The 17,386-nt window shown below is 66.4% G+C and carries 18 protein-coding genes; 10 read left to right on the plus strand and 8 right to left on the minus strand.

The window, feature by feature from the left end; all coding sequences use genetic code 11:
• Positions 1-4: 4 nt before the first annotated feature.
• Positions 5-2,098: an alpha-ketoacid dehydrogenase subunit alpha/beta gene (locus ACQP2U_RS28750; RefSeq protein ID WP_433710321.1), complete on the minus strand. Its 2,094-nt coding sequence runs from the start codon at positions 2,096-2,098 to the stop codon at positions 5-7.
• A gap of 38 nt (positions 2,099-2,136) precedes the next feature.
• On the opposite strand from ACQP2U_RS28750, the gene ACQP2U_RS28755 reads away from it, so the two are divergent.
• Positions 2,137-3,297: an acyl-CoA dehydrogenase family protein gene (locus tag ACQP2U_RS28755; RefSeq protein WP_433710322.1), complete on the plus strand. Its 1,161-nt coding sequence runs from the start codon at positions 2,137-2,139 to the stop codon at positions 3,295-3,297.
• Positions 3,298-3,337: 40 nt separating this feature from the next.
• Here ACQP2U_RS28755 and ACQP2U_RS28760 read toward each other — a convergent pair whose 3' ends face one another.
• Positions 3,338-4,201: a mycofactocin-coupled SDR family oxidoreductase gene (locus ACQP2U_RS28760; protein ID WP_433710323.1), complete on the minus strand. Its 864-nt coding sequence runs from the start codon at positions 4,199-4,201 to the stop codon at positions 3,338-3,340.
• Positions 4,202-4,555: 354 nt separating this feature from the next.
• Here ACQP2U_RS28760 and ACQP2U_RS28765 point away from each other — a divergent pair, with 354 nt between their 5' ends.
• The 4 genes from ACQP2U_RS28765 to ACQP2U_RS28780 all read left to right on the plus strand — a co-directional run bounded on the left by ACQP2U_RS28765 (position 4,556) and on the right by ACQP2U_RS28780 (position 7,299).
• Positions 4,556-5,704: an amidohydrolase family protein gene (locus tag ACQP2U_RS28765; protein ID WP_433710324.1), complete on the plus strand. Its 1,149-nt coding sequence runs from the start codon at positions 4,556-4,558 to the stop codon at positions 5,702-5,704.
• A 70-nt stretch (positions 5,705-5,774) separates the two neighbouring features.
• Entirely contained in the window at positions 5,775-5,984 is a 210-nt protein-coding gene (locus ACQP2U_RS28770) for a hypothetical protein (protein WP_433710325.1), read from the plus strand.
• A 58-nt stretch (positions 5,985-6,042) separates the two neighbouring features.
• The gene (locus tag ACQP2U_RS28775; protein ID WP_433710326.1) at positions 6,043-6,855 is read left to right on the plus strand and encodes a mycofactocin-coupled SDR family oxidoreductase; all 813 of its coding nucleotides are present in this window, start codon (positions 6,043-6,045) and stop codon (positions 6,853-6,855) included.
• 255 nt (positions 6,856-7,110) lie between these two features.
• Positions 7,111-7,299 (plus strand): ferredoxin, encoded by a 189-nt coding sequence (locus ACQP2U_RS28780; protein WP_357465927.1) that lies wholly within the window; start codon positions 7,111-7,113, stop codon positions 7,297-7,299.
• Positions 7,300-7,392: 93 nt separating this feature from the next.
• Here the strand turns inward: ACQP2U_RS28780 and ACQP2U_RS28785 are convergent, their stop codons facing one another.
• Together ACQP2U_RS28785 and ACQP2U_RS28790 are read right to left on the minus strand one after the other, a co-directional pair.
• Positions 7,393-8,037: a LuxR C-terminal-related transcriptional regulator gene (locus ACQP2U_RS28785; protein ID WP_433710327.1), complete on the minus strand. Its 645-nt coding sequence runs from the start codon at positions 8,035-8,037 to the stop codon at positions 7,393-7,395.
• On the minus strand, positions 8,025-9,194 hold the full coding sequence (locus ACQP2U_RS28790; protein ID WP_433710328.1) for a histidine kinase: 1,170 nt from the start codon (positions 9,192-9,194) through the stop codon (positions 8,025-8,027). The genes ACQP2U_RS28785 and ACQP2U_RS28790 overlap by 13 nt, the downstream gene beginning before the upstream one ends.
• Positions 9,195-9,361: 167 nt before the next feature.
• Here ACQP2U_RS28790 and ACQP2U_RS28795 point away from each other — a divergent pair, with 167 nt between their 5' ends.
• From ACQP2U_RS28795 to ACQP2U_RS28805, 3 genes are read left to right on the plus strand one after another with little or no spacing between them, the layout of a single operon-like run.
• Entirely contained in the window at positions 9,362-9,574 is a 213-nt protein-coding gene (locus ACQP2U_RS28795; RefSeq protein WP_433710329.1) for a hypothetical protein, read from the plus strand.
• Between the two features lie 33 nt (positions 9,575-9,607).
• On the plus strand, positions 9,608-10,795 hold the full coding sequence (locus ACQP2U_RS28800; RefSeq protein ID WP_433710330.1) for an NAD(P)/FAD-dependent oxidoreductase: 1,188 nt from the start codon (positions 9,608-9,610) through the stop codon (positions 10,793-10,795).
• Between the two features lie 34 nt (positions 10,796-10,829).
• Positions 10,830-11,024, plus strand: coding sequence for a ferredoxin (locus tag ACQP2U_RS28805; RefSeq protein WP_433710331.1), 195 nt, complete (start codon positions 10,830-10,832; stop codon positions 11,022-11,024).
• 90 nt (positions 11,025-11,114) lie between these two features.
• On the opposite strand, the gene ACQP2U_RS28810 is transcribed toward ACQP2U_RS28805, so the two are convergent.
• The 4 genes from ACQP2U_RS28810 to ACQP2U_RS28825 are packed head-to-tail and all read right to left on the minus strand — an operon-like array spanning position 11,115 to position 15,269.
• Positions 11,115-12,095 carry an NADPH:quinone oxidoreductase family protein gene (locus ACQP2U_RS28810; RefSeq protein WP_433710332.1) on the minus strand — a complete coding sequence of 327 codons (981 nt, stop codon included), beginning with the start codon at positions 12,093-12,095 and terminating at the stop codon, positions 11,115-11,117.
• Positions 12,092-13,309, minus strand: a complete 1,218-nt coding sequence (locus ACQP2U_RS28815) for an acyl-CoA dehydrogenase family protein (RefSeq protein WP_433710333.1) — start codon at positions 13,307-13,309, stop codon at positions 12,092-12,094. The genes ACQP2U_RS28810 and ACQP2U_RS28815 overlap by 4 nt, the downstream gene beginning before the upstream one ends.
• A 33-nt stretch (positions 13,310-13,342) precedes the next feature.
• Positions 13,343-14,110: an SDR family NAD(P)-dependent oxidoreductase gene (locus tag ACQP2U_RS28820; protein WP_433710334.1), complete on the minus strand. Its 768-nt coding sequence runs from the start codon at positions 14,108-14,110 to the stop codon at positions 13,343-13,345.
• A gap of 10 nt (positions 14,111-14,120) precedes the next feature.
• The gene (locus ACQP2U_RS28825; protein WP_433710335.1) at positions 14,121-15,269 is read right to left on the minus strand and encodes an acyl-CoA dehydrogenase family protein; all 1,149 of its coding nucleotides are present in this window, start codon (positions 15,267-15,269) and stop codon (positions 14,121-14,123) included.
• A gap of 165 nt (positions 15,270-15,434) precedes the next feature.
• Here ACQP2U_RS28825 and ACQP2U_RS28830 point away from each other — a divergent pair, with 165 nt between their 5' ends.
• Positions 15,435-16,199, plus strand: a complete 765-nt coding sequence (locus ACQP2U_RS28830) for a crotonase/enoyl-CoA hydratase family protein (RefSeq protein ID WP_433710336.1) — start codon at positions 15,435-15,437, stop codon at positions 16,197-16,199.
• Positions 16,199-17,383 carry a CaiB/BaiF CoA transferase family protein gene (locus tag ACQP2U_RS28835; protein ID WP_433710337.1) on the plus strand — a complete coding sequence of 395 codons (1,185 nt, stop codon included), beginning with the start codon at positions 16,199-16,201 and terminating at the stop codon, positions 17,381-17,383. The genes ACQP2U_RS28830 and ACQP2U_RS28835 overlap by 1 nt, the downstream gene beginning before the upstream one ends.
• Positions 17,384-17,386: the final 3 nt, after the last annotated feature.

A 17,386-nucleotide genomic window follows, 5' to 3' on the forward strand; every position in this document is an offset into this window, starting at 1 on the left:
TCGGTCACGGATGGGCGTCCAGGGATTCGCGAATCGCGGCCTCGATGCGCGCCTGGTCCGGCAGCCAGAGCTGCTCCAGCGCCGGGGTGTACGGCGCAGGTGTCGGACCGGCCGTCACTCGGATCACCGGCGCGTCCAAGTACCAGAATCCCTCGCGGACCGCGCGGGCGGCCAGTTCGGCGCCGACTCCGAATTCACCGACGGCCTGATGGACAACCACCAGTCGATTCGTCTTGCGCAATGAGGTCAGGACGGTATCGAAGTCCAGCGGACTGATGGTCCGCAGATCGATGACCTCGACCTCGATGCCTTCGGCGGACAGGCGGTCGGCGACGGCAAGGCAGTCGTACATCATCTTCGAATACGAAACCACGGTCGCGTCGACGCCAGATCGTCGCACGATCGCCTTGCCAAGGGGCACAAGGTGATCCGCGGACGGCTCGGGCCCCTTCTTGCCGTACAGCAGGCGGTTCTCGATGAAGATCACCGGATTGGGGTCCTGGATCGCGGCGCGCAACAAGCCATAGGTATCGGCCGGAGTCGACGGCATCACCACCGTCAGCCCGGGGATATGCGCGAGCAGACCCTCCAGACTCTGAGAATGCTGACTGCCGGACGATTTGCCCGCACCGAACTGGGTGCGTACCACCAGGGGCATGGTCACCGCACCGCCGGTCATGAATCGCAATTTGGCCGCCTGGTTCATCAATTGATCCAGGCAGACGCCGATGAAGTCGAAGTACATCAGTTCGACGACCGGGCGGTAGCCCGCCATCGCCGCACCCACCGCTGTCCCCATGATCGCGCTTTCGGAAATCGGGGTGTCACGGACGCGGCCGGGGTATTTCTCGGCCAGACCGCGCGTCAATCCGTAGACATTCCCACCCTTTCCGACATCGATGCCCGCCAGGAACACGGTCGGATCGTCCGCGAGCTCCCGATTCAACGCATTGGTGATCGCATGCATGATCTTGAGCGATCCGCCGGTCGGTGTGGCCGGTTCCGGTATGTCGGCACGTGGTGTGGTGACAAAATCACCGACCGTCTCGGCGGCGGGGTACGGCGCGGCGGTGGCCTGCTCGATAGCGTGCTCGATCACGGCGTCGACCTCGCGCTCGACGACGCCCAGTTGCTCGGCCATCCCGCGCCCGCGCATGGTGTCACCGAGCAGTACCAGCGGATCGCGCTTCTTCCATTCGGCGAGTTCTTCGGCGTCCCGGTAGCTTTCGGGATCGCCCTCGTAGTGCCCGTGCCAGCGGTAGGTGGTGGCCTCGACGATCATCGGGCCCGCACCGGCACGCAGCCGAGCAACGAGCTCGCGCTGTAGTGCCGCGACCTGCACGACATCATTGCCGTCCACCCCGTGGTATTCGACGCCATAGCCCGCCGCGCGCTCGCGCAGGGTCGCCCGGTGCTGGTCGGCCGCCGCGGAGAATTCGGAGTAGCCGTTGTTCTCGCAGAAGAAGATGACGGGCAGGTCCCACACCGCTGCCAGGTTGACCGATTCGTGGAAGACGCCCTGCGCGATGGCGCCGTCGCCGAAAAATGCGACGACCACGCCGCCGCTACGGTGCAGTTGGGCGGCGGTACCGGCACCCACAGCGATCGGGAGACCGGCGCCCACGATGCCGTTCGCGCCGAAGATTCCCTTGCGCGGATCCGCGATGTGCATGGAGCCACCGCGCCCCTTACATGTTCCGGTCTCCTTGCCCATGAGCTCGGCGAACATGCCGTCGACATCGAGGCCCTTGGCGATGCAGTGGCCATGGCCGCGATGGGTCGAAGTCACCACATCCCGGTCGTCCAGTGGCCAGCAGGCGCCGACCGCCGATGCCTCCTGGCCGATGGACAGATGCAGGAAACCCGGTATCCGGCTGTCACGGTAGAGCCGGGCGGCGTGCTCTTCGAACCGCCGAATCGTCAGCATTCTCCGGTACAGCTCGGTCAGCGTCGCGGCATTCCCCAAGTCCGTTGTCCGCGAATTGGATTCAGTCATTGTCATGGATTTCTCACCGATCGGTCGACGGCCTCGCGCTCGGTGCGACTGTTGACGTGCGGCACCGACTGTCAATATTATACCGAGTGTTCGAAAAAACAAGAGTCGCTGTTGCGACCAGATGACAGGACGGACTCGCAATGGATCTAGACCTGCCAGCCGAGGCGATCGAGCTACAGAAGCTGTGCCGTGACTTCGCCGAACGCGAGATCGAGCCGTACGCCGAGTCCTGGTCGGAGCAGGAACGATTCCCGTCCGAGGTCTTCTTGAAAATGGGCGAGCTGGACCTGACCGGGTTGCTCGTCGCCCCGGAGTATGGCGGCACCGATGCCGGGTTCGTCTCCTATGTGGCCGCCATGGAAATGATCGGCGCGGCGGATCAGTCGCTGGCCGCCTGCTGGAACGCCCACTCCACCATCGCCTCACTGCCCCTGGCCACCTTCGGCACCGAGGAGCAGAAGGCCACATGGCTGACACCGCTCGCGCAGGGCACCCATATCGGCGCCTTCGGACTGACGGAACCCACCGCGGGCTCGGATGCGGCCGGAATCCGGACCACCGCTCGGCGTGACGGTGCCGGATGGCTCATCAACGGCACCAAAATGTTCATCACCAATGCGGGCACCGCGATCAGCCTCGGTGTCACGATTCTCGCGGTGACCGGTACCGACGATGACGGAAACAGAAGGTACGGAACGTTTTTCGTACCGACCGGCACACCGGGCTACACCGTCGGCCATCCGATGAAGAAGCTGGGCTGGCATGCGATGGATTCGCGGGAGCTGATCTTCGACGATTGCTGGATCCCGGACGAGAACCTGATCGGCGACGAGGGCAACGGCTTGCGGCAGTTCCTGGATGTGCTCGACGGCGGCCGTATCAGCGTCGCCGCACTGGCGCTGTCGCTGGCCCAAGAGGCGCTCGATCTCGCGGCCACCCATGCGTCCCAGCGCGAGCAGTTCGGCAAGCCCCTCTCGGCTTTTCAGGCGGTACAGCACAAGCTCGCCGATATGGCGACCGAGGTCGAAGCGGCACGCGCGCTCGTCTATCGCGCCGCATGGCTCGCCGACGAGGGCAGGCCGTTCGGTCAGGCGGCGGCCATGGCCAAGTTGTACGCCTCCGAGGTGGCCAATCGGGCGGCCAGCGCCAGCGTCCAGATCCACGGCGGCTATGGCTATATGCGCGAGTCGAAGATCTCGCGCTTCTATGCCGATGCCAAGATCCTCGAAATCGGCGAGGGCACCAACGAGATTCAGCGCAATGTGATCGCACGGTATGTGGTGCGCTCGGCCCGAGCATGAATGCGGTGGGTGGGCAGCCGACCACTGCCCACCCACCCGGTCAGAAAGTCGGCAGCTGGGGGCGCTTCTTGACGTAACCTCCGGCATCGACGCGCATCTGCATGCCGGTCACCCACCGGGATTCCTCGGAAATCAGAAAAAGCACGGCGTCGGCGATGTCCTCGGGTTCGACGTAGGGGTTGCCCATGCCGGTGGTCGCGGGGAAGGAGACCAAGGCATCCTCGCGCGTCGGACTCGCCAGATCGGGCCGGAACGAGCGGTACATGAGCTCGTTGTTGAGCATGTCGGTATTGACGTTCGTCGGGTGCACCGCATTGGCCCTGATCTGCCGGGATGCGAGCACGGTCGCGAGATCGTGGATGAAGGCGGCGACGGTGCGCTTGGCAAAGGAGTAACCGAGTCCGCCGGGACCGTTGGCGGGGTTGTCGACGCTCGCCGGAATCAGTGCGGCGAGCGATCCGGTCGCGACGATCGAGGCCCCCGCCTTCAAATGCGGCAGGGCGGCCTCGACGGCGTGGACGACGCCGTTGAAATCTACGGTGATGGCATCGATGAAGGCCAGTGCACTGTCCTGCGGACCCAACGGGGCGATACCGGCTTGTGCGACAACGCCATCGAGCCTGCCGAGCTCGGCAACCCCCTCGGCCACGGCGGCCTTCAATGCGGCCGGGTCGCGCACATCGGCCTTACGGGCGACGATGCGCCGCCCGAGCTTGTCCACCAGGCGGGCGGTTTCGTCGAGATCGTCCTGACTCGCCAGCGCGTAACCGTTGGTGGGGATGTTCTCGCACAGATCGACGGCGATGATGTCGGCGCCCTCCTCCGCGAGCCGCAGCGCGTGTGCGCGCCCCTGACCGCGGGCGGCTCCGGTGATGAAGACGACTTTGTCCTGTACTCGACCCATTGTGGGTTTCCTTCCATCGACTCTCGCGGCGCGGCGGGACGCTCGAATGCGGGCGCGGATCCACTCCGGCGCTGCCGTGGACACGGCGCGGCCGCACGATCCCGGCGAGCTGGTGCCACGAGCATAGTGAGTTCGACTGCAAATGGGTAGACTGAATATTGCTTGATTAGTCGACGGATGCACAGTTTCCGCTGAGTGAGAAGTAATCAGGTGTACACAATAAGCGGAGTGATATAGAGTTTGTGTGCCAGCACACAGCTGGCTTCGGCTCTGCGCTGCGTATGTCGAGGGCGGAGCAAGCCCCATTTGCGGGACTGCTCCGGCGCGCCGCGATCTGGACGAGGGAGCACAACGATGCCATTGCAGCCATGGATGAAGCTGCTGTCGACCGATGACCACCTGATCGAGCCGCCACGGCTGTGGGTGGACCGGTTGCCCGCGAAGTACCGGGAGGCCGGTCCGCGGATCGTGGAGCAGGCTCGGGAGGGCTATGCCGCACCCGCGGAGGTGTGGACCTACGAGGGCCGCGTGTATCCCTACATCGGGCTGAATGCCGTCGCGGGTAAGAATCCCGAGGAGTTCGGCACCGAGCCGACCCGCTACGACGAGATGATCCCGGGCTGCTATGACCCGAAGGCCAGGCTGCGCGATATGGACCTCGACGGCGTCTGGGGCGCGCTGTGCTTCCCCTCCTTCCCGCGCTTCGCGGGCACGGTATTCCTGGAGAGCCAGGACAAGGAACTCGCGCTGCTGTCCGTGCGGGCGTGGAACGACTTCGTGCTCGACGAGTGGTGCGCGGCCGGTCCGGCCGACCGCCTGATTCCGCTGAGCATTCTGCCGCTGTGGGATGTGCACGCCTGTGTCGCGGAGATCCACCGGGTCGCCGCCAAGGGCTCGAAGGCGATCTCCTTCCCGGAGAATCCGGCGCCGCTGGGGTTGCCGTCGTTCTACAGCGACTATTGGGACCCGATGTTCTCCGCGCTCGAGGAGACCGATATGCCGCTGTGCCTGCACTTCGGCACCTCGGGCAAACCGCCGAAGACCTCCGAGGAGGCCCCGTTCGCGGTGACCATCTCGCTGTTCGGCTGCAACTCCATGTTCGCCACCGCGGACCTGTTGTTCTCGCCGGTATTCCATCGGCACCCCAAGCTGAAGGTCGGTTTGTCCGAAGGCGGAATCGGCTGGATGCCGTATCTGCTGGAGCGCATGGACGGCACGTGGGAGCGGCATCGCTTCTACCAGAACATCAATCAGGACATTCGGCCCTCGGAGCTGTTCAAGAAGCACTTCCACGGCTGCTTCATCGATGACCGGTTCGGCATCGAGGTGCGCCACCACATCGGCGTCGAGCGCATCACCTGGGAATGCGATTACCCGCACTCCGACTCGTACTGGCCCAAGAGCCGTGCCTACGCGGCCGACGTACTGGCCGAGGTACCGGACGACGAGGTGCACCAGATGGTCGAACTGAACACCCGTCGGCTCTACAACATCCCGGCATGAGCGATCGGGTCTGGAGCCGGCAGCGCAGCGTAGCCACGCACGGCCCCGAGCATGCCGCAGGAGGTACCGCATGAGCCGCAAGCCCGAGTCCGAGCGCTCCGACTGGACGGAACTGGATCTGCTGACCCGCGAGCAGGCCTACGGCCGCCTGCAGGAGGAGATCTACGAGGTCGAGGCGCGGCTGCCCGAACTCGGTGCGGCCGACGCCGCCGAGCGTGAGTTGCTCGAAACCCGGCTGCGCGCGCTGCGCGAGGCCGCCGCCGATCTGCTCGGCCGCTGACCCATCACGTCGGTCAGCGGCACGGAAAGCATTGCACAACAAAGGAACTGAGGTTGGTATGGGGCGTGTAGCGGGCAAAGTCGCACTCATCACCGGAGCTGGGCGCGGCCAGGGCCGCTCGCATGCGGTGCGGCTGGCGGAAGAGGGGGCCGCCGTCGTGATCACCGATGTCTGCCAGGAGATCAGCAAGGCGCTGCCCTATCCGCTGGCGACGAAGGAACAGCTCGAGGAGACCGCGAAGCTGGTCGAGGCCGTGGGCGGGCGGTGCGTCGTAGTCCAGGCCGACGTGCGCTCGTTCAGCGATATGCGGGCCGCGGTGGACGCGGCGACGGCCGAATTCGGTCACCTCGACACGATTGTCGCCAATGCCGGGGTGATGAGTGCCGGTCGCGCCTGGGAATTGTCCGAGGAGGAGTGGGACGTCACCATGGACGTCAACCTCAAGGGCGTATGGAATACCGTGCGTGCCGCGGTACCCGGCATGATCGCCGCCGATGCGGGCGGCTCGATCATCATTACCAGCTCGGCCGCGGGTATCCGGGGCCATGTGCCCTACGCCCACTATGTGGCGAGCAAGCACGGTGTGGTCGGCCTGATGAAGGCGTTGTCCAATGAGCTTGCCAAGCACCGGATTCGGGTGAACACCGTGCATCCCACCGGCGTCAGCGACACCGGCATCACGGTAGGCGTGCCGATGGAGGAACTGAAGGAACGCGAGCCACTGTTCGCGCTGGCCGCGATGAATACGCTGCACACCCACGTCGAGCCGCGGGATATCTCGAATGCCGTGCTGTTCCTCGCTTCCGACGAAGCGCGGTATGTGACGGGACTGCAATTCACCGTCGACGCGGGTTCGACCACCAAGCCATGAGCGAGCGAACAACCGACACAGCCACTTTCGTGGTCATGACGGAGCCGAGCGGCAGCGCGGCGCGGTCATGACTGCGGTCCCGACGATCGGATTCCTGGGGCGACGGCGCGTCAGGTGGTGCGCGCCTATGCCGAGCCCGTCATCACGGCGGGCGCACGCGCCGACGGCGATGTTGGTGACGGAACTGCAGACCATCGCCTACGCCGGGCCGATGAATCTCGGCGAAATCTCTACTCTCGAGAACGGAGTTGTTCGATGAAGATCACGATCGACAGTTCGCTGTGTTCCGGACACGCCCGGTGCGCGGCCGCGGCCCCGGAGCTGTTCGAACTCGATGACGACGGCTACGCCCTGCCTTTCGAAGGCGAAGTGCCCGCGGATCTGGAGAATGCGGCGCGCGAGGGTGAGATGGCCTGTCCGGAGCGCGCGATCACCATCGAGTAACACCGTTCATCCCCCAACAGCCCGAACTCAACGCCTCATCGAGAACCTGCCGCAGGTCTCTGGGCGGGGCGCTCGTGCTCGACCACCCCGCCGCTAGGCGTTATTGAGGTAGGCGAGTACCGCAAGCACCCGGCGATGTCCGCTATCTGTCGTCGGCAGCCCGAGTTTGTGGAAGACATTGCCGATGTGCTTGCTGACCGCGCGTTCGGTGACAACGAGTGTTTCCGCGATCGTGGCGTTGTCGTGCCCGGCCGCCATCAATTCGAGTACTTCGCGCTCCCGTGGCGTCAGCGAGTCCAGGGGTGAATTCCGGCGGCGGGTGAGCAGTTGACTCACCACCTCGGGGTCGAGCGCGGTGCCGCCGCCCGCGACCCGCTCCAGTGCCTCCAGGAATTCGTCGACCCGACCCACCCGATCCTTGAGCAGATAGCCGACACCGCTGGCTCCGCCGCCGAGCAATTCGGCGGCATAGGACTCCTCGACGTACTGTGAGAGCACGAGCACCGGCAATCCAGGCAACTCCTTGCGTGCGGCCAGCGCAGCCCGCAGACCCTCGTCCCGGAAGGCCGGCGGCAGCCGGACATCGAGCACCGCGATATCCGGACGGTGAGTGAGCAATGCGGGCACAATCTCCGGTCCGCTGCCCACCACGGCGACGACCTCGTGTCCGGCCGAGGTCAGCAATAGGACGAGCCCTTCCCGTAGCAGGGCGTTGTCCTCGGCCATCACCACGCGCACGGCAAATCCACCTCGATTTCGGTCGGACCCCCGACGGGGCTGGTCACAGTAAAGGTCCCATCGAGTGCGGCGACCCGACGTTGCATGCCGAGCACACCGGACCCCTCGGAACCGTTGCCCCGCAACATATCCTCGACTCCACCCTTACCTTCGTCACGCACGACCACGCGTAATCGGTTGGGTATCCGCATGATTCGCACATCGGCTCGCTCGGACCCGCTGTGCTTGGCCGCATTGGTCAATGCCTCGGCGACGACGAAGTAGGCCGCCGCCTCCACCGCCGCCGGCGCGCGCGGGCCCCTCGACACTTCGTCCACGTCTACGGTGACGTCCAGACCACTGTCGGCCGCGAGTGCCAGGATGGCGCCGGCGAGGCCGCGGTCGGTGAGGATCGGGGGGTGGATCACGCGCACGATGTGGCGCAGTTCGGTCAGCGCCTCTTCGGTGAGTTGCTGTGCATCGTCGAGCAGTTTGCGCGCGTTCGCGGGATCGCGGTCCATGGCACGTTTCGCCAGACCGATCCGCATGGACAGCGATACCAGCCGTGCCTGCGTGCCATCGTGCAGATCACGTTCGATCCGGCGTAATTCGGCGCCGTGTGCGGCGATCGCACTGGCACGGGTCTGCGTCAGCTCGTCGACCCGTGCCACGAGCCATGCCTTGGGCGGAGGTCGCAGCAGTGACCGCGACCAATGGGCATCCAGATCGGCGAGTCGACCGATCAACGGCAGTACCAACGCTTTTCGACCGAGCACACCGCACCACACACCGTCGATGGGCAACCCGATCAGCCACAGCGGTATCGCCAGATAGGCCAGGGCGCCGTAGCAGTAATACGCCAGCATCCAGCGCAGGTCGGCGAGCGTCGTCGGGTCGCGCACGACCGCGCGCAGGCTTTGTCGCAGCGGGCCGCTGATCGGCGAATACGCCTCGGGGACGGTGCGGCCGGTCCAAGCCGCTACCTGGCGCCGCTTGCTGCCCGCGAACTGGCGCACCAGCTGAACCGTCACCGGCACCATCCCGATGCCGACCAGCGACAGCGCACCGACCAGCGTCAGCAACAGCATGGCAATGAACAGGTACGAGCCGAAGGCCAGCGCCGCGGCATTGGCCAGCTGCGCGGTTGCCCGCGCCGCCCCTCGCACCGTTTTACGCATGTGACCAGGCTATGCGACGCGATGCCCGCTGACGGTGTAGCGCGGTACCGCCGAGGGGTGTAGCCAGGTACACCCCGACTTCGGGACCGCACTACCTCGTTGCGACGAGCCGGAGACGGAATCGTTTACGCCAGACGTTAACCGGCTCCGATCTCGAAGGAATCACCATGAAGTCCGTTCAGACGCTGCTCTCCGCGAAGCCAACCCTCTGGTTCCTGTTCCTGTTCAATCTCGCCATCGCGCTGGCGGTCGGCTTCGAACCGGTGGCCGAGGGCCTCGGGTTCGAGGGTATCCAGCAGATCGTCATTTGCCTCGCCATGGCCCTGGTCTCGATGGGTGCGGGCGCCGCCCTGCTGCGCAGGCGCCTGCAGCTCGTCTGACCCGACCACCAGAGCTACGAAAGAGAGTCAGCCATGTATGTACCCGACAGCATAGCGGTGGTCGGCGCCGCCGCGGCCGGACTGTCCACCGCGGAAGCCTTGCTGCGCAATGGATATCAGGGCAGCATCACCATCCTCGGCGCCGAACCCGAACTGCCCTACGACCGACCACCGCTGTCCAAGCAGATTCTGGCGGGCGCATGGGAGCCCGAGAAGGCCCAACTGCGCCCCACGACACATCTGGCCGCGATGCCGATCGATCTGGTCCTCGGCGAGACCGCGGTCGCCCTCGACCCGGTGAACCATATCGTGCACGCCGAATCCGGACTGGCCGTGCAGGCCGACGCCGTCGTGATCGCCACGGGGGTGCACGCCCGCACACTGCCCGGCGCGGACGGCCTCGCCGGTGTACACGTGCTGCGTAATCTCGCGGACGCGGTCGTCTTGCGCGCGGATCTGCTGCGTGCCAACCGGCTCGTGGTCGTCGGCGAAGGCGTACTCGGCTCCGAAATCGCTGCCACCGCAAGGGCTATGGGCCTGGACGTCACCGTGGTCGGCCAGCTGTCGGCGCCGATGGCCGGACAGCTCGGCCCGGTGATCGCACCCCTGCTCGGCGATCTGCACACCGAACAGGGGGTGCGGTTGCGGCTCGGCACCGGAGTCGGCGGATTCATCAATGACGGCGGCCGGGTCAGTGGCGTATTGCTGGACACCGGTGAGGAGCTGCCCGCCGATGTCGTCGCGGTCGCGGTCGGCGCGGTCCCGGCGACCGAATGGCTGATCGACAGCGGACTGACGCTGGACAACGGCGTGGTGTGCGACTCCTATTGCCGTGTGGCCGAGGGTGTTTACGCCGCGGGCGATGTCGCCCGCTGGTATGACGACCACGTGGGTGGCCTGATCCGGATGGAGAACCGCACCAACGCCACCGAACAGGCCGCCGTGGTCGCCGCCAATCTGCTCGGCGCCGAACAGCGCTACACCCCGATCCCCTACTTCTGGACCGATCAGTTCGATACCAAAATCCAGGTCCACGGCACCCTCCCGACCGGAGCGGAGGTCGAGATCGTGGACGGTTCCACCGACACGCGCAGGTTCGTCGCCCGCTACACCCTCGACGGCCGAGTCACCGGCGTCGTCGGCTGGAACATGCCCAAACAGACCCGCCTGCGCAGGCAGGAAATCGTCGACGCCCGGTCGGTCGCGACCAGTCGGGCCTGACAAACGTCGGCACCAACAAACAAGGAGCTTCCCCATGAAAGTCACCATCGACGAAGACAAGTGCGTCGCCTGCGGACAGTGCGTCGCCGTCGCCCCCGATGTCTTCGACCAGCGCGACGAGGACGGCATCGTCATCCTGCTCGACGCGATCCCGCCCGAGGAACTGGCCGCCGACGTCCGAGAGGCCGCCGCGGTCTGCCCAGCACTGGTCATCACCATCCAGGAATAACCGTCCGCGAAAGGAAACCCGGCGGTGAATGCGATCGCCGATATCGTGGCATCCCGCGCCGACGCCCGCACGGCCTGACGGCTTCGCCTCTCAGCCAGCAGTCATATCGAGGACAATCTTTCCGGTGGTGCGGCGTTCGGCCACATCGGTCAACGCGGTAGTGATATCGGCGAGCGGATGGACCTGGGAGACGAGCGGACGCATCCCGTCTCGAACCATCGCGGCGAGCGCGCGATCACCCGATGCCACAGCGTCTTTGGCGTACTGGCGCAACATCCGGATCTCGAAGCCCCGCACGGTGGCTTCTTTGAGCAATACGAGATTCAATGGAATGCTGGGAATCTTCCCGTCGGCGTACCCGACCGTGACGAACCGGCCACCACGCCGCAGTCCACGCAATGCGGCCTCCGAGTAGTCGCCACCCACCGGATCGATCACCAGGTGAACACCTTCGCCGCCGGTGACTTCGCGCAATCGCTTCTTCAGATCCTCACGGACATAATCGATTCCGGTCTCAGCACCGAGCTTGCGCGCGACCACCAGCCGATCCTCGCTCGACGCGGCGGCGATGACGTGCAGCCCCAACCGGGTACCGACATCGACCGCGGCCGAACCGACTCCGCCCGCCGCGCCGAGTACCACCGCCCACTCCCCCGCTTTCCCCTCGCCGATGGTGACCAGCGAGTGGTAGGCGGTGGCGTAGGTGACGTGGAACGCGGCGGCGTGCACCATATCGAGACCGTCCGGAATCGGGCGCAACCCCGTGGCGGGCACCACGATCTGTTCGGCGAACGCACCGGTCAGCGCGGCTCCGGTCACCGGCGAACCCACCGGCGGGCCGGTTACCCCTGACCCCAAAGCCATGACGACACCGGCGAATTCACTGCCCGGTGTGAAGGGCAGCGGCGCCGATACCTGATATCGGTTCGCGATGACCAGCACGTCCGGGTAGTTGACCGCTGCGGCATGCACCCGGATCAGCAATTCGCCGGGGCCGGGCTGGGGATCATCGAGCTCGACGACCGAGAGTCCAGCGGGCGCACCGTATTCGGTGCAGCGCGCCGCCCTCATCGGGTCCGCCCAACCGACGGCATCGCCGGATCGCGCGGCAGGCCGAGCACCTGTTCGGCGATCGTATTGCGTTGGATCTCAGCGGTTCCCGCACCGATCGTCGAAGCACGGGTGCGCAGAAAGCCCCACACCCAGCGGCCGCGCTGGACGGCGTGCGGGTCGCGCCGACCGAGCACACCGTAGGCGCCGAGCATATCCACGGCGAACTCGTGCAGGTCCTGTTCGAAGGTCACGATGAACAATCGCGATGTCGATGATGCGGGCCCCGGCTCGCCCTTGGCCATGATGTCGGCGATCGTGCGCATGCCGGTCAGCCGCATGATCGACACCCGAATCTCGAAGTCCGCCAACTGATCACGCACCAGCGGATCCGCGGTCGCCCCCCGCTCACGCGCCAACTCGATCAGCTCGTCGAGTACGCGCCGGTACATAGCGGCCTGATTCATCGCCCCGGCCGCCCGCTCATGCCCCAGGCTGGTGCGCACCAGCGGCCACCCGCCGTTCTCCGTGCCGATTCGGTTGCCGACCGGCACCCGCACATCGCTGAAGAAGATCTCGCAGAAGTGTGCGTCGCCGGTCAGATCACGCAGCGGTCGCACGTTCACGCCGGGTGCGTGCGCATCGATGAGCAGATAGCTGATCCCCTCCTGCCGCGATCCCGGCGGGCCGGTGCGGACCAGGGTGAAGATGATGTCGGCGATATCGGCCGCGCTGTTCCACACCTTCTGCCCGTTGACCACATACTCCGCGTCGGGATCGTCGGGACCGCCGCCGTCGAGCCGCGCCGAGGTGCGCAGCGCGGGCAGATCCGATCCGGCGCCCGGCTCGGAATACCCCTGCGCCCAAACCATATCGCCGCGCAGCATGGGCACCAGGAAGCGCTGCTTCTGCTCGGCCGTGCCGTATTTGATGATCGTCGGTGCGGCGATGCCCAGACCGGTCCCCAGCGGGCCCGGCACCCGAGCCCGCGCGTATTCCTCCTGGTAGATCACCTGCCGACCGAAGCTCAGGCCCATCCCACCGTATTCGCGCGGCCAGCTCGGACCGGCGTATCCGGCGTCGAAAAGCGTTGCCAGCCAGCCTTTCTGCCAGACCAGCCGCTCGGCCGGATCCTTGGGCCGACGACCGGGATGATGTTCGGTCAGGAACGCCCGCAGACGCGCCCGGAACTGCTCATCGGTCTCGACCTGCTCCTCGCTGAACGTGAGAGTCACCTGGCTCCTCCATGGTTGCGATCGATGCGGCGCTCAGCGCGGGGCCATACGGATGGCGCCGTCGAGCCGGATGGTCTGGCCGTTGAGGTAGGGGTTTTCCAACATCTCGATGGCGAGGCGGGCGTAGTCATCACCGTCACCGAGACGCTTGGGATGCGGCACGGTGGCGGCCAGGCTTTCGCGGATGTCCTCGCGCAGCCGGGCGAGCATGGGCGTGTCCATGATGCCCGGCGCGATGGTGTTCACCCGGATCTGCCAGCTGGCCAGATCCCGAGCCGCGACCAAGGTGATGCCGTGCACGCCCGCCTTGGATGCGGTGTAGGAGGTCTGTCCGATCTGGCCGTCGAATGCGGCGACCGATGCGGTGAGGACGATGGAACCGCGATCGCCGTCGACGATCTCGTTCGCCGCCATGCGGGCGGCGGCCAAGCGCAGCACGTTGTAGGTGCCGATCAGGTTGATCCGCACGACCTCGGCGAAGGTCGCGAGTTCGCCCGGGGTGCGGTCGCGGTCGATGATCCGGACCCGGTCGCCGCCGCGGCCGGCGCAATGCACGACGAAACGCAGCGGACCGATCTTCTCGGCGGCAGCGAGGGCGGCGGAGATTTCGGCCTCATCGGTCACATCCGCGCGAACGAACTGTGCCGCGTCGCCGAGTTCGGCGACGGCCTTGGCGCCCTGCTCCTCGGAGATGTCGGCGAGGACGACGCGGCCGCCGCGGTCGATGATCCGACGCGCGGTGGCCAGGCCGAGCCCGGAGGCGCCACCGGTGACCAGTGCCGAGGAACCGTCGATGTGCATACCAAACTCCTTATAAGCCGAGGGATTTACTGATGATGGTCTTCATGACCTCGCTGGTGCCGCCGTAGATGCGGCTCACCCGGGCGTCGGCGTAGAGCCGTGCGATGGGTGATTCGAGGATGTAGCCGTAGCCGCCGTGCAGTTGCAGGCAGCGGTCGACCACCCGGCCCTGCATCTCGGTGCAGAACAGCTTGGTCTTGGCCGCGTCGACGGGACTCGATTCGCCCGCGACCAATGCCGTAATGGCCGCGTCGAGCATGGTCTGGGCAGCCTCGACTTCGGCGGCGATAGCCGCGAGTTCGAACTTGGTGTTCTGGAAGTGCGCGACCGGCTTACCGAATACCGTCCGGTCCCGCACGTAGGTGATGGTCATCTCGAGCGCGGCCCTGGCCTGCGCGACCGCGCCGACCGAGATGGCCAGCCGCTCCTGGGCCAGATTGCGGCCGAGGTAGGAGAACGCCTCGCCTTGCGCGCCGAGCAGATTGGCCACCGGGACACGCACATCAGCGAAAGACAGCTCGACGGTGTCCTGCACGGTGAGACCGAGTTTGTCGAGTTTGCGCCCGACGGTGAAGCCCGGCATGCCCTTCTCCACCACCAGCAGCGAAAGACCCGCGCGGCGATTGTCCCGATCGGTGCTGGTCCGCGCGACGACGATGACCAGGTCGGCGTGGTAGCCGCCGGTAATGAAGGTCTTGGCTCCGTTGAGAATGTAGTGGTCGCCGTCGCGAACCGCCTTGGTCGCGACGCCCGCCAGATCCGAGCCGGTTCCCGGTTCGCTCATCGCGATCGCGGTATAGAGCGCGCCCGAGGCCAGGCCCGGGAACCAGCGGGACCGTTGGGCGTCGTCGGCTAGGCCGAGGAAGTACGGGACGACGATGTCGAGGTGGGTGCGCAGGCCGCCGAGCGTGACGCCCGCCCGCGCGCACTCCTCCTGCAGCACCACGTTGTAGCGGTAGTCGTCCTGACCGCCGCCGCCGAATTCCTCCGGAACGGCGGTACCGATGATGCCGAGCTTGCCCAGCGAGGTGAACAGTTCACGGGGCACCAGGCCCGCCTCGCGCCACTGCTCGTACTCCGGGACCACCTCGCGGGCGAGGTAATCGCGAACCAGGAGGCGGAAGTCCTCATGGTCCTGGGTGAACAGCGTCCGGCGCATCCGGTTACCTCCTCGTAGCGAGCGCGTCGCCAGGGCCCCCCAGGGCCGCCGCGACGAATTCAGTATACGCATTCATTCGGAAAATTAGCCAAATTAAGTATACTGTTCTGAATCGAGGGGCCCGAGAGCGGCGCCGATCGACGGCCAGTGCGCGAAGGAGAAGATGTGTCGGACGAAGTGCTTGTGGAGCGCCGTGGCGCGGTCCAGGTCATAACGATCAATCGCCCGACGGCGAAGAACGCGCTCAATGCCGGGGTCGCGGCCGGGGTGGCCGCCGCGGTCGATGAGCTCGACCAGTCGGACGAGTTATGGGCGGGCGTGCTCACCGGCGCCGGCGGGACGTTCTCGTCCGGCATGGATTTGAAGGCGTGGCTGCGCGGGGAGAGTCCCGCGATCGAGGGCCGCGGCCTCTGCGGGATCACGATGACGCCGCCGCGCAAACCGCTGATCGCGGCGGTCGAGGGTTGGGCCGTGGCCGGTGGCTTCGAACTGCTGCTGGCCTGCGATCTCGTGGTCGCGGCCCGCACCGCGCGCGTCGGTGTGCCCGAGGTGAAGCGGTCGCTGGTCGCGCGTGGCGGCGCCGCACTGCTGCTGCCGCGGCGGGTGCCGTTCGCTATCGCATTGGAGTTGTTGCTGACCGGTGATCCGATCGGCGCCGAGCGGGCGGCCGAGATCGGCCTGGTCAACCGGCTCACCGAGGAGGGCGGCGCGCTCGACGGCGCGTTAGCGCTCGCCGAAACGATCACGGCGAATGGACCTTTGGCTGTCGCGGCGACCAAAGAGATCGCCCGTTCCAGCGCCGACTGGACCCTCGAGGAGGGCTGGGCCAAGCAGGTCGACATCGCGCAGCCGGTGTTCTCCTCCGCCGACGCCGTCGAAGGTGCCACCGCCTTTGCGGAAAAGAGGGCACCGATCTGGAAAGGTCGCTGATGTCCGGCGGACCGCTGGCGGGCTGCCGGGTGGTCGAGCTCGGCGGCATCGGCCCCGGCCCGTTCGCCGGGATGTTTCTCGCCGACCTCGGCGCCGAGGTGGTCCGGGTGGATCGACCGGAGCGCGCCGATGAGCCGGACGCGAGCGGCCCGACCAATGTGACCGATCGCGGGAAGCGGTCGGTGGTGCTCGATCTCAAGCACCCGTCGGGCCCGGCCGCGCTGCTCGACCTGATCGAGCGTGCCGACGTCTTGATCGAAGGATTTCGCCCCGGCGTCACCGAGCGCCTCGGTATCGGGCCGCACGAATGCCTGGCTCGCAACCCCCGGCTGGTGTACGGCCGGATGACCGGATGGGGTCAGGATGGCCCGCTGGCCGCCGCGGCCGGGCACGATATCGGATATATCGCCCTCACGGGCGCGCTGAGTGCGATCGGATCAGCGGGCGGACCACCGCAGATCCCACTCAATCTGGTCGGTGATTTCGGAGGCGGCGGTTGCTATCTGGTGATCGGGGTGCTCGCCGCGCTGTATGCCGTCGAGCGAACCGGCCGCGGCCAAGTCGTCGATGCGGCGATCGTGGATGGCACCGCGCATCTGCTCGCGAGCACCTTCGCCAAACTCGCGCGCGGCGCGTGGACCGACGAGCGCGGAGTCAACCAACTCGACGGTGGTTGGCCGTTCTATTCCGTCTACGAGACCAAAGACGGTCGGCACATGGCGGTCGGTGCGCTGGAAGCGAAGTTCTACCGGCAGCTGATCGAACTGCTCGACCTCGACATCGATCCCGCACAACAGCACGACCGCTCGACCTGGCCGAAGCTGCGAAATATGTTGGCCGAACGATTCGCCGAACGCACCCGCGACGAATGGGCCCAGTCGTTCGAAGGGACCGACGCCTGCGTCGCGCCCGTACTCGGTCTCACCGAGGCGGCAGCGCATCCGCATCTGGCCGCGCGCGGGAGTGTGATCACTCGAGACGGTGTGGTCCAACCCGCTGCGGCGCCGCGGTTTTCGGCCACCCCGGCGCGACCAGGCGCTACCGCACCGACCATCGGCGCCGACACCCGCGCGGTATTCCAGGATTGGGGCATCGGCAGCGGCGACGAGCTCGTCCACAGCGGTGCCGCCAAGCAGGCAACCAACACCACACCCGGTCGCCACCGTGCCGACCCACAGGACTGAGGA

It is taken from the genome of Nocardia sp. CA-084685, from assembly GCF_050955785.1.
In the GTDB taxonomy this organism is placed as follows: Bacteria; Actinomycetota; Actinomycetes; order Mycobacteriales; family Mycobacteriaceae; genus Nocardia.